We start from the raw sequence: 12,410 nt of genomic DNA on the forward strand, positions 1-12,410 counted from the left end.
GCTGTCATAGTGGGTAAGCGGCGCTTCCATTCCTTCATGCTTGATGTATGTTTCAAAATAAGCAAAGGTGGTCTCGTTCCATTTATTGTTCTCATCAATCAGCGTCCCATCTGGCAAATGAGTCGGTGGAAGCTCTCCACTCTCGATCTTCCTTAGCCTCTCCTCCAGCAGTTGATACTGCAGGAGATTACATTGGTTAAGTCTACTTTAACTAAAGCTACTCGACTCAATCGGTAGTGGGTGGGTCTATTCATCAACCGCCGCCATCTATATCAAAATGAAAAACACCACAACACGGGCGGCTAGCTCGTATTGTGGCGTTGGTAGTATCTGTTGATTTTCACAAATTAGTTTTTTGGATTCTTATAACACCAATCATTATTGTACGGCATATTTACGATTTTATCCAAATCCTCTAAAGTGTAAAACCAATCTTCCTCGATCCAAATTTTAGCTGTCGGATAGATATTAAGAATGGCATGGGAAAAACGCAATAATAGATCTTCATTATCACAAAAATCATCGGATACTACTGCCTTAAAATATTCACTATTTGTATCATCCCATTTAAAACTAATTATTTGATATTCATAAGGCTCATCATATACGCTAAAACAAAGCGGTCTTGAATAATCCTCCTTAAATGGTCTATCACTTATATATGCTCTAGAGTATTTTAGTGTTCCTTCACTACTAGAACAGTCTTCATCGTTATCAAAGAAAAGATTTTCCTTTATACAGATACTATTAAGGCTCCTCAATAAGTCGTATGCTGGAGCACTTTTACCACGTTCAAATAACAAAAAGGTCGATATCCCCATTATTTCAGCACCCCTCCTAATTCTTCTAGATCATTTACAACTTTTACACCTTTACTATTGAGTTCTTGAATCATTTTAGTTACTTGAGGGTTTGAAGTGTCGATAATCTCATCAACGTAAAGAACAATCTCTCTACCCTCATAATTAAAGAATTGTGGGTTACTTCGATTAACATACTTATCAATTTGATCCAATTTAACAGCAGAGATTGACTTCTTAACCTCTATAATTTGATTATTTGTCATTACATCAATATCTCCTGCTGGTTTACCAGTAGAAATGTTATCTAGCTTCAAACCAAATCCTTTTATTTCCATATTTTGCTGAACATAATTTCCAACTTTACCCTCAATAGCCTTACCAGAATTGCTACTATTTTTAGCACTCTCAATTGCATTTGGGATATTTTTTGGGTTTTGTTCAACCCACTTTATTTTACTACCGTGCGGATTTACAAATTCAATTTCTAAACCTTTGTTTGTTTTCGTTATTACTGGATCATTGAATTTACCCGTCCCCTCAATCTTCTTACTATCCCCAGCATCAATTCGCCTGACCACAGAAGAGGTTTCATCCGGTATTCTTACGAGCATCCCATCTGGTGTCACGGCAAAACGGCCTGACTTCAGGCTTTGAACCCAATCTTGGAATCGAATCGTGTATGATTTCCAATCGATTTCCTTGAACTTCTTTATGGGATTGGCCAGTACATTCATGATCTTGCTTGTCTTTACCGCTTGGGTCATGCTGCTTAACGCTTCCGGCACCTTCGCTGCTTTACCAGCCTTGGTCACGCCCATTCCCGGCACGAGAATGGAGGACACCTTGCCAATCATTTCTGCCTTTTCCTCAGGCGATGCACTTTCGAAGTTCGCGTACATCTGCTTGGCTGCCTCAACCACCAATTCCCGGTTCTGTATGAGGTACTCTGCCGCATACAGCATGTCCTTCCCCACCTGCTGGGGGTCTACGACGAGTTGGTATGCCAAGCCTGCGGTATCGACGATGCCTTCAATGATGCCGATAAGCAGGCCTTTTGTAAAGCCCATCGTCACTTCTCCGGATGTCTTGACGAAGCCCTCCCATTTCGTTCTGCCATACGTTTCTTTTACCCAGCTGTCATAGTAGGTAAGCGGCGCTTCCATTCCTTCATGCTTGATATATGTTTCAAAATAAGCAAAGGTGGTCTCGTTCCATTTATTGCTTTCATCAATCAGCGTCCCATCTGGCAAATGAGTTGGCGGAAGCTCTCCACTCTCGATCTTCCTTAGCTTCTCCTCCAGCAGTTGATACTGCAAGGCATCCAGAGGATCAACCTGCCCCTTGGCTATGACTTGCTGAATATATGCAAGCAGCTCTGCTTGCTCCGGCATCGGCGAGCCGTCGTCCTTCAGCGGGTTGTAGCGGCAGGCTTCCAGCGAATCCAGCAGGTTCGTTCCCGCTAGCTTGACTTGCTCATTGTAGTAGGTATCATCCACTCCTAGTGCTCGCAGCTTCTCTCTTGCTTCATTCGCCCGCACATGCGCTTCATCCATATAGCCCGAACGTCCAAAATAGTGATATACGCTGTATTCCCGTTGAGCTTCCTTGATCGCGGTCAAGGACATCGCAATCGTAGAGAGCTTTAAGCGAGCCGCTTCCTTCTCTTTCGGTGTACCGTCCGTTAAGGCACGAAGCCATTTGGCAACCAGAGGATCAGCTTGGACAGCTGCCACTTGCTTGGACAGCAGCATATCCATCAGCTTCCTGATAAAGGAGGTCTGATCCATAATGCGATACAATTGCTTCATCGCAGGAATAAATGAAGGGCTTAATCGTCCTGCAACTGCATGTCCGATTGGCATCGCATAGGAGAAGTACCGACTTATACCTGCTGGCAATTGAACTGATCCAGAGGATCGAAGCCTCCGCTCTGCTTCGCGCTCCAGCTGCCTGTACTCGCTAGCCGCCTGATACAGCAGCCGGGATTGCTCTTCTAATCTCCCAACCAGTTCCCTAGCCTCGTGCTGAATCTCTTGCGCTAATCGTTCGACCTGATTGGCTGTACTACGTACCCCACTATCCTCAGAATAAGAGGACTGAGCAGAACCAGCGGTACGATTCGCCACACTGGTCATCTGAATGAAGCTCGATTCCAACTCTCTTCTCCAGCGCTTGAATTGCTGCGAGAGTTCTTCAATTTTATTGGGATCTGCTTGAACGTTCACTTGACACCTCCGAACATGACACCATAACCGTGGTCATTGTCGGGAAATCCCTTAGCTGTCTTCACCTCGAAGTCTTCTTTCCCTGAGCTAATTATTCAAATCATCATACATGGAGCCAACGACTGTCACTTTAATCGTATTCTCATCACGGATGTCAACACCTTGAATCTTGCCCAGTGATTTATAGGCATGCGTGGAGGTCGCCAGGTTAATATCGCCAATGGTTGTCTTGACATCGTATTCTCCATTAGGCATATTGGCGTGGGTATATAATTTTTGGTGTGAAGGATTGAGCTCAAAGGTCACTTCCGTCACCTCTGTCAGCTCATATATTTTCTTTTGTCCTGCCTTGACATACTCACGATACTTAAAATTATCCATCTTCCCTTGAGTGGAAGATTCAGCATATCCTTCTAAAACCATCTTCCAGAAGGCATGCATAACTCCAGTGCTTGTATGCGTATAAGGAATTTCCTTGCTCTTCAGGTCAGATTTTTTTTCAATATGAAGCAGCTTCAACCCATTAACACCTGATGTCTTGTTGTGATTCAATTGACCCGCCTTCGCTATCGGAATACTGGATCCCCGTTTGCTCAGCACCTCTCCATTCAGATTCACCGCTTGCCCGGCTTGATTAATATAGACCAGATTCGTCTCATAGTTGAAGGATCGAACCAACGCTTCCACCAATTCCTGATGATCCTTGGTTGGGGATTCCGATTGTTTGTACGTCGTCGTCTCAACACGCAGCGTATATTTGCCTTCTGGATTAAAATAGTATCCGGATTTGATAGGATAAGCATGTTTTTGCAGCTCTTTGTCTGTCGCAAACACGGCATGATCATATCGGCTCTTGACACTTTTCTTTTTCCTTGCTGCCTCACGGCTCTGCTGATAGGCCTGCTTAATGGAGGTGTTCACCTTCCAAGCGATTTCCCCTTTCGCTTGATGGGTAAACTCACGCTCATGCTTCCCATTCACTTGCGTCCAATCATAGAGCTGTCCGCTCGCATCCTCATGGGCCATCCAACGAACCACTTTGTATGGGTAAGGCTCGTTTTTCCACCACAACTGCTTCTTTGCTGCTGTCGTACTGTTCGGGACCACTTTGTTGTCCATCTGTGGTTCTGGAACCTTATCCATTCCATTGTAAATAAATGCCCTCGCGGTTAGCTCATCTGCACCCGGCACAAAGCTGCCGGAAGTGCTTCCAGAATGAGTATAGTCGTGACAGGTCGTATGCTCTTCCCCCTCTTCGTCTGTGTAGGTGGAGCATATCGTTTCCGTCCATTTATAATCTCTTGATATTTCACCATTGAAGGTAATCTGTCCTGTTCTCGATTTAGGTGCATATGGATTTGCCCATTCCAGCCACTGGTTGTTAGCAGGATGATCGCCAAAGTCAGGTCTTTTCAATGTTAACTGAATCATCGGCTTCCTTACCACTGGGTTCGCACTGTCGTTAACGGGTGGATTGTTCTGGACCTGAAAATCACGGAACAGATCTGGCACACGATTGGTGACACTGAAGCTCCCTGTAGCGTTACTGGACCAGTACCCGCGCGGCAGCATTAAGGCTGCGCTGCTTCCCTGCCCTTTGTTAAGTCCAAATTCTGCTTTCTTGCTTAGCACATTGTAATCCAGATCGTATTGTTTTTTGTTAGGAGGCGTTGGCTTCATCAGCTTGATTGCATCAGGACTAGAGTTCAATTTGTTGTTGCCAAAGGAAAGCTCGGCTGGCTTCTTCTTGTCATTAACAGAAAAAGCTACACTTACATCGCTCTCCGGCATTGTAAAGGATGCTTGAAGCACAACCTCTCCTTTTCCCTTTTCTTTCCCTGGAATCGTAATCTCGCCATTCTCCTTGCTGCTGTGTCCTGAATAGACGACTTCAAGCGGGCTTCCATCCTTCGCTTTGATGCTCCATTTATAATCTGTCTTCTGATTTTCCTTGAAGGTGGAATTCACGGTAACAGCAACTGACACAGGCTCACCGGCTGTTGCACTCGTAGGAAGCTTCTCAAACCTTGCCATGAGATCATCTGCAAGCAAACTAAAAGGCTTGTATCTAAAGTATTGATAGTATAAATAGTTGTTCGGCTTCTCCATATTGTCAGAGCCAGTACCACCATAATAATAGAAAGCAATGCCTACGCCCCAAGAATAATAGGTTGGAGGCTGAATCATGTAGACATAGTCCTGAGGGTTGTCCATTAACACCTTGGGAAGTCCCTCAATGTTTTTGTTGAAGAACTTGGGATCACCGGTCATATCTTGTACTTTTGTTGGTGTAAATGTTCTATCTGTTACCCACTGATTCATTACACTATAAGAGGATGAATCTTGGTTTGGCGTATAATCCAACCACTGTGTAGTATGCTTATCTCTCGAATCATCCGGAAGCAGTTCTTTTTTTAATTGTTTGCTTTCTTTCGAGGGCAGAATCCAAGGATGCTTGATCCATCTTCGAACATACGTCACATTATCAATGTGAAACTTTGGATTCGGATATGGCTCATCGGTATAGGAGAATCCTATCGCCCTCAATTCGTTATTGCTGTCCTCCACTCGCTTGTCATTGCCATACTTTGTCCCCTCAATGGCTCCCGCTCTCGCATCGCCATATACAAATATCGGTAAATCATTGAATGCTGAATTCCCCTTCAAAGCAAGCTCCTTATTTAAGGGCTTCCCTTTTTTAGATGTCATATGAAAATAAGTGCCCTTATAATTCATATAGTCATTCATATACTGATTGGCAAATTGGATAGCTTCTTCGGGTGAACTTATTTCTGGCTGCTCTCCTAAAGCAAAGCCAGGAGGTACTAACTGGCTCATAAACACAAGCATTAGTATTACAGCTACAATTCGTTTCATGATGTCCTCCAGTAATTAATCTCCTAGATTTTTCTTCCATACTTTAGATTTTTCAGCAGATAAAAATACAATGTCTATTCCCTCATACTCCGTCTCATATACGTATAGATATCTTTTACTCCGTTCATCATAGAGATATTTTTTACCCAAATGTTCCCATCGTTCATCCTTTTGTTTAATATAATTAACCAATTCTTCTATCGATGCTGGGTCACACTTCTGAGAAAGAATAATAGCCAAGTCCTCAATCTGTTTGTTCACATCAGCACGTAGCAGATTTACTTGAAAACTAACCCCTGGGAAAACCGTACTGCCAGTCTCAGCAATTAATAAATCAGTGTGTGTGTTCCATTTTGGAACGACTAGGCCACCTATAATTTCCGTTTCAGCCTTAGATGCTGTTTCTCCATTTGTGTTAATATAAGCTGTTCGGACTGCACTATCCCATACTACCGCTGCTCCAAGTGCTTGGCTCACAAACCGAAGCGGCACAAACGTTCTTTGCTTGCTCGTTACCGCCACCGTATCCATCTGATCCTTCTTGCCATTGACGTCAATCTCTTTCTTGCCTATGAATAAAATAACGGTTTTATCCTTCTGCTTCACGGTAACCTTGGACGCTTTCTCATCCCAATCTACCTTGGCTCCCAGCGCCTCGCTTACAAATCGGACAGGTACCATCACCCGACTATTTTTGTCTAAGTATGGCTTCGCATCTGGAAATCCAATCTTTGTTCCGTTTACCACTACTCGTAAAGGGAAATCTGCATGTACACTCGTCTGTCCCACCATTATTGAGACTACAAAACAAACCGATAGGCTTAATAACATTCGCTTGATCCATGATCTCATTGGTTGCTTACCCCTTTATATCTAGCAGACTGTATATAAATAATCGCAAAAAATATATCATCTCCCAGAAGTTAGCCTTCTATATTTTTCTTCCATCTTTTTGACTCTTCAGCTGATACAAATAAAATATCTATGCCTTCATAGTCTGTTTCAAATACATATAGATATCGTTTGCTTCGTTCATCATAGAAAGGTTTTGATCCTAAATACTCCCATCTTTCATCCTTTTGCTTAATGTAGTTCACAAGTTTGTCAATTGTACTTGGATCGCATTTTTGAGCTAGAATAATTGTCAAATCCTCAATTTGCTTATTCACATCAGCTCGAAGTAAATTGACTTCAAACATAACTTCTCCAGGGCTAAACCAGTCTACTTCACTTACTAGCAGATCAGTATGTGTTTTCCACTTTGGTACGATAAATTCACCTTTCTTTACAGCCTCCGCTTTATCAGCTTGCTCTCCATTTGTATTAATATAAGCCGTGCGAACAGGGCTGTCCCAGACTACCGCTGCTCCGAGCGCTTGGCTGACAAAGCGCAATGGCACGAATGTTCTTTGCTTGCTTGTCACCGCCACGGTGTCCATCTGATCCTTCTTGCCATTCACATCGATTTCTTTTTTCCCAATAAATAAAACAATTGTTTTCTCGTCCTGCTTCACCGTTACTTTCGATGCTTTCGCATCCCAATCCACTTTCGCACCCAAGGCCTCGCTTACAAATCTCACCGGAACCATCACCCGACTGTTTTTATCCACATAAGGCTTGGCGTCTGGAAAATCGATCTTCGTCCCGTTCACGACCACTCGCAATGGAAAATCAGCATGTACGCTGGACGGACTGTACAGCGTTGAAAGCAATACAACAGAAAATAATCCTAACAATAATCGTTTTAACTTTGTATTCATCAGAATCCTCTCCTTATAAACATCGTTTAATTTAATCACATGCGTTTAATAAACTGTATTGAGTCTAGTTGCTCTCAAAATAGCAGATTCAATAACTTGGACCTTCGAAATGCTGTCGCGCAGTCCTTCAGATAAATGATCCATATGAATTCGAACTCTCTTTTGCTCTGCTTGAATCTCATCGCATAATCGTTGGATACTCCTCACTTGCGATTGCACGTAGGACTCCGAGTAGCTTCTACTTGCCTCCCATGATATATTTCTTGCTGTCTGCAAGCTCCGTGTCAGCAGATCTTGAAGCTCTTCACCTTTACGAACCATGGTTCGTTCTATTTCTCGCAGCTCCGAGAGATGCGCAACCATTTTTGCCCCTCTTGTAACAGCCGAGATGCCCAAGCATAGGCCCTTCACAATCTGCATCGTCTTCTGCCGGACATTGCCAACGATGCGATCCTTTATCTCTCTTGCGGAGGAGACAAATTGAGTTACCTTCGCTTTTATCGTCTCTCCAACCTCTTTAGCAACGGATTGGACCTTTCGCATGATACGTTCCTTCGTCTCATGAATGAACAATTCTGCCTTTAACAACCATTTTGCTACAGAGAAGAAGCCAAGCAGGTTTCGCTCCAATTGTTCGAAATATGCCTTTAGCTCCTGCTCAAACAGTGCTTTAACGGTGTTTCGACTCACCTCTTTTATGGCTGGAGGGAACATCGTATCAACGACGTAATCAATGAATTGATTTCCCTTCTCCTTAATAGCAAGCTCCACACCATTTGTGAGCGTCCCGTCACGTAATCCGGGAAGGATCTCATGTTCAATTAGGTCTAATCCCAGTGATTGAAGTCCCGGAACCAATTCATTAAGCACAATCGGTAATAACCCGCCTGTAGCTGCATGCAATTCATCTTTATGATCCTTTAGTTTGTGGAATAAGGGGTCCTCTCCTGTTCGAATCGAATCAATCATGTCAACGAGCATAACTCTTAGGTCATAGGGCAGATCCTGGACGTGCTGGGTGATATTATGGACTCTGCTCGGAATGGGAGCAAACCGCTGCTCATCATGTAGAACGAATCCCGTACCTTCTTCATTAAGAACGGAAGCAAATAACGAATGGTGACCTAAATAATCACTCCACTTAAAGCTTGACTTTAAATACACTCCTTCGCTTGGATTAATAAACAGTGCAGGTACGATATCTCCATCGTTACGGTATTCCGTCATTTTACCTTGAGTAATAAGTGAGTTTATTGCGTTTTGATAACGATCAATTACATCTTGGTTAAAGCCCGGTGCATTAAATGTCGTTACGGTTACTAGCTTGTCTCGTTGCTGTTCTGGGAGTGTAAAGGATGAATATAAGGCGAGATTGCCACCTAAGGAGTGGCCCGTTAAGTACAAGGAGGAAAGATCGGACTGTTGTGAAAGCAGCTTGTCCATATACTTTTTCGCCTCTGCCTGTTGTGGGGATTGCAATTTATACATGGTGCTTAGATTATTGGACCAATCATTCCAATACTTGATGTCTTCCATCGGCTCGCTTCCTCGGAAGGCTACAATCTTAGTATTGGATGGATCGTTCGGTTCAATCGTAAATGCCGCAAATCCTGTTTCTGTGTTAGGTTGAACATTCGTAATCTTCCAGTTCTTCATCTGCTCATGATGCTTCAGCTCATTCAGCAATTCAAACCATTGATCTGCTTCGCTTCTTCCATTCAGATCATTTGGGAATCGTTCTTTAATAAAAGCTTGTCCTTCTGGATCTGTGGAGTAATAGTCTAAAAGCTTCTCAATGGTAACTGAGCCCTTTTTATCATATAGTTCAGAAAGTGACGTCTCTTTTACTGTACTAACATCTAAGTAAACCAATTGAGATAACTTTAATAAATCAACCTGATCTACTGATCCCATCACATAGTTCCTTTCTTTTCTAAGTACTCTAACCTCTTTCTTTTCCAATATTCGAATGTTTCTTTAAAGTCAACCTCTGAATCCTCTAACTTACCATTTTCCGAAATATAGGTGCCGTTTATAACTACAAAATTCATTAAAGAGCGCTCATCCTCTTCCTTTTTATACTCATAAGTCATCTCTGCACTTCGTCTTCTTAATTCATCATATCTGCTATAAGCATCTAAAGATAAATATTTCACATTAAATCTAGTCTTAAGATTGCCGCTTTCAACAAGCACTTTTGCAAATTGTTGATACCTTAATAACTCACTATCTTCATCCATTTCATTCATTTCATTCATATAGTTCTCACTATTCACAAAAACGGATACTAATTGAGTATTAGATGGATATAACTTCAAAAATTCTTCATAAGTCATATTTCTATCCACATGTGTGGGATACGTCCATACGGTGTCATTCGTTATCGTGACCTTGGCATCACTCCAAAATTTCCTTGCCATTTTTTCAATCGGCTTGACGTTGGATTGGGCCACAATCTCATTCAAGTACTTGTCGTACACCTTCTCTAGATCCTTCGTTATCTCCACTTGGAATTTGATGCTCGGATCGCTTTTTGGACTCGCCATGCTCTTAATCGTATTAGTATTTACCGTTCCGAATCCTCCACCAATCTTCTCCACAACAAACTCTTCTCCATATTTCTGCTGCAGTGCTTCTTCAATTCGATTGGCGGCGTCTTCATACTTATTTTCTTGAGGCTCACATCCAAAGAGAGCGATTAAAGGTAATAGAATCATTAAGCACCACGACCTCCTTGCTGGAATTAGGTTCATTCTTTCACCCCTATAGATTTATGTGAAACTGTATGTTTATAAAAAGTTTTCTTGGAGATTTTCTGCAACTGAATTTCGACGTCTTATTTTTTCAACCAACCACTCAACATGTTGGGCAAGCAAGCTCAGCTGATAGGATGATTAGCAAGAAGCTGCTGCAGTTCTTTTGACATAGCACCGTGAATACGATCTGATAACTGATCCAACCGCTCACTGATCTGAAGTGCAAAGTGAGGTAAAGCTGTATCGACTTCTATCGTTTCCTGATGCTTCGATAGCTCATGGATCAATAAAACAGATAATATGCTCTCTATAGAAGTATATAAAGCTTCGGCATATCTGGCACCTTTCTCTATCGCATCCAGTGAGACAACTGTAAGCATTTGCTCAAAGTGCTTATTCACACCCTTTTCACACAGCCGCCTGCACGCTTCCCGATATTCCTGATAGATCTCTGCCCAACGACGATCGACTTGCTTCAGCAGTTCAGGCAAGAGCTGACATGCTCGCTCGAACTCCAGATGATTCAGAACATAATACAAGGAGATCATATCATGATCCAGATCATCCTCCATTCCTGCCTGTACAGCCATCTCACTCAACAATTCAGACAGAACGCGGTTTGGATTATCGATCAGATTATTAACTCCACTCATTAGCCTAAAAAAAGGATTGTGCTGCTCCTTAACTCCTTTTACACTACCGTCTATATAAAATTCGAAATCTTCGTGCTCAATCGAATGTTCTGTCCGCTCAGCAAAAACCAATGTCTCAGGATGGTAACCAAAGGCTGGAATCATGCTTCCATAAGCGATGATATTGCGACACCCCACATCATTGCTTTCAGAGTCAATCAACAGCTTGGCATGTCCCGGCGCATCAAAAACTACACCAGGCAGGTTCATTTTCATTGCCGTATATACAGCATATGAACCTCCAACCCCGCAGCCACTTACAGTTATCTTATTCTCTCTGATAAGAGGTTCAACAATGGACAGCAGCCTTATGGATCGCTCCTGCCAATCCCCATGGAGATTCATTATGCCTTGTATCCCATCATCTTTTTTATAGATATAGATCAATACGATCTCTTTAGGCATGTATGCATAGACAATGATCTCTATTCCATCGATGGTATGTACTGCCTTGATCTGATCTTCTTCCTCACCTATCTCGAGTTCTCGTGTACGAAATCTGGTGTTTAGTTCCCAATACTGCTTGTCAGTTAGCATCATACGCTGCATCCCCCATACTTGGTCTGCACTCATCATTATAGTAAAAGGACAAGGCAGGGCGTTAGCCCCCCTTGTCGAATAAGTACATCATTATCTAGAACGCAATTTGCTAGCAAGTTGTTGATCAGCCTCTTGTTTCACACGAGCAATCTCATCCAAGTTCGCGCTAATCGTATTTACGCACTCTACCAGCTTTTTGAAGCTTGGAAGCAAATCATCAAACTGTTGTACGAAAGCAGTTTGAGATTGTCCCTCCCACCAACCGCTAACAGAATGAATTTCTGTTTTCAGCTGGTTTATAAGCGTATCCGCATTGGAAGCTTTGTTCTTAATGGACTTAGCCACACTGCGAGCTTGTTCTGGATTAAACACCAATTTATTCGCCATCGTTTTCACCTCCTTTCAAGTGGGGGAGTGATCATCGATTGTTGTATCGTGCAGCTTCCCTTGCTTGTGCTGCAAGTCGTTCTGCCTCTAGACGTTTTCGTTCTCGTTCTTCTTCCGCGCTCTGGACCGATGAAGCCAGTCGCCTTATTTCGCTTTCAAGCTGCTTAGCCTTGCCAAGCAGGCTTGAAGACCTTGAGGATAACTCCTGCCCAGATGATTGAAAGGCAGAAGCCGCCGCCCCTTTCCAGTATTGCTGGGTACGGCTAACGCTCATGTTAACATCGCGCGATGATCTATTCGCTTCATCAGTCAAACGTTGAATTTGTGAGGCGCTCTGTTGAATTTCATATGGTCGAATGGACACTTTAGT

At 42.8% G+C, this 12,410-nt stretch carries 10 protein-coding genes; all 10 read right to left on the minus strand.

Annotation, left to right across the window (positions count from 1 at the left end):
- Nucleotides 1-347: 347 nt before the first annotated feature.
- The 10 genes from B9Y93_RS23980 to B9Y93_RS24025 all read right to left on the minus strand — a co-directional run bounded on the left by B9Y93_RS23980 (nucleotide 348) and on the right by B9Y93_RS24025 (nucleotide 12,404).
- On the minus strand, nucleotides 348-821 hold the full coding sequence (locus B9Y93_RS23980; protein ID WP_085499073.1) for a hypothetical protein: 474 nt from the start codon (nucleotides 819-821) through the stop codon (nucleotides 348-350).
- Complete coding sequence (locus B9Y93_RS23985) at nucleotides 821-3,028, minus strand: WXG100 family type VII secretion target (protein ID WP_085499075.1); 2,208 nt, start codon at nucleotides 3,026-3,028, stop codon at nucleotides 821-823. Before B9Y93_RS23985 ends, B9Y93_RS23980 begins: the two co-directional genes overlap by 1 nt.
- 87 nt (nucleotides 3,029-3,115) lie before the next feature.
- A complete protein-coding gene (locus tag B9Y93_RS23990) occupies nucleotides 3,116-5,905 on the minus strand; it encodes a hypothetical protein (RefSeq protein WP_085499078.1) in 2,790 nt (929 codons plus the stop codon).
- 15 nt (nucleotides 5,906-5,920) lie between these two features.
- The gene (locus B9Y93_RS23995) at nucleotides 5,921-6,757 is read right to left on the minus strand and encodes a copper amine oxidase N-terminal domain-containing protein (protein ID WP_085499081.1); all 837 of its coding nucleotides are present in this window, start codon (nucleotides 6,755-6,757) and stop codon (nucleotides 5,921-5,923) included.
- Nucleotides 6,758-6,828: 71 nt separating this feature from the next.
- Complete coding sequence (locus B9Y93_RS24000) at nucleotides 6,829-7,665, minus strand: copper amine oxidase N-terminal domain-containing protein (RefSeq protein WP_085499084.1); 837 nt, start codon at nucleotides 7,663-7,665, stop codon at nucleotides 6,829-6,831.
- Between the two features lie 45 nt (nucleotides 7,666-7,710).
- Entirely contained in the window at nucleotides 7,711-9,579 is a 1,869-nt protein-coding gene (locus B9Y93_RS24005) for an Mbeg1-like protein (protein ID WP_085499087.1), read from the minus strand.
- Nucleotides 9,579-10,382 carry a hypothetical protein gene (locus B9Y93_RS24010; protein ID WP_085499089.1) on the minus strand — a complete coding sequence of 268 codons (804 nt, stop codon included), beginning with the start codon at nucleotides 10,380-10,382 and terminating at the stop codon, nucleotides 9,579-9,581. The genes B9Y93_RS24005 and B9Y93_RS24010 overlap by 1 nt, the downstream gene beginning before the upstream one ends.
- Nucleotides 10,383-10,543: 161 nt before the next feature.
- A complete protein-coding gene (locus B9Y93_RS24015; protein ID WP_139829221.1) occupies nucleotides 10,544-11,653 on the minus strand; it encodes a hypothetical protein in 1,110 nt (369 codons plus the stop codon).
- 90 nt (nucleotides 11,654-11,743) lie between these two features.
- Nucleotides 11,744-12,040, minus strand: coding sequence for a WXG100 family type VII secretion target (locus B9Y93_RS24020; RefSeq protein ID WP_085499094.1), 297 nt, complete (start codon nucleotides 12,038-12,040; stop codon nucleotides 11,744-11,746).
- A 31-nt stretch (nucleotides 12,041-12,071) separates the two neighbouring features.
- Entirely contained in the window at nucleotides 12,072-12,404 is a 333-nt protein-coding gene (locus B9Y93_RS24025) for a WXG100 family type VII secretion target (protein WP_085499095.1), read from the minus strand.
- Nucleotides 12,405-12,410: the final 6 nt, after the last annotated feature.

It is taken from the genome of Paenibacillus aquistagni, from assembly GCF_900177815.1.
Lineage (GTDB): Bacteria > Bacillota > Bacilli > Paenibacillales > Paenibacillaceae > Paenibacillus_B > Paenibacillus_B aquistagni.

What these genes read in the sequence shown, in the direction of transcription:
- B9Y93_RS23980 (WP_085499073.1), bottom strand. Translation starts at nt 821, where the DNA reads ATGGGGATATCGACCTTTTTGTTATTTGAACGTGGTAAAAGTGCTCCA.
- B9Y93_RS23990 (WP_085499078.1), bottom strand. Translation starts at nt 5,905, where the DNA reads ATGAAACGAATTGTAGCTGTAATACTAATGCTTGTGTTTATGAGCCAG.
- B9Y93_RS23995 (WP_085499081.1), bottom strand. Translation starts at nt 6,757, where the DNA reads ATGAGATCATGGATCAAGCGAATGTTATTAAGCCTATCGGTTTGTTTT.
- B9Y93_RS24000 (WP_085499084.1), bottom strand. Translation starts at nt 7,665, where the DNA reads ATGAATACAAAGTTAAAACGATTATTGTTAGGATTATTTTCTGTTGTA.
- B9Y93_RS24005 (WP_085499087.1), bottom strand. Translation starts at nt 9,579, where the DNA reads ATGGGATCAGTAGATCAGGTTGATTTATTAAAGTTATCTCAATTGGTT.
- B9Y93_RS24010 (WP_085499089.1), bottom strand. Translation starts at nt 10,382, where the DNA reads ATGATTCTATTACCTTTAATCGCTCTCTTTGGATGTGAGCCTCAAGAA.
- B9Y93_RS24015 (WP_139829221.1), bottom strand. Translation starts at nt 11,653, where the DNA reads ATGATGCTAACTGACAAGCAGTATTGGGAACTAAACACCAGATTTCGT.
- B9Y93_RS24020 (WP_085499094.1), bottom strand. Translation starts at nt 12,040, where the DNA reads ATGGCGAATAAATTGGTGTTTAATCCAGAACAAGCTCGCAGTGTGGCT.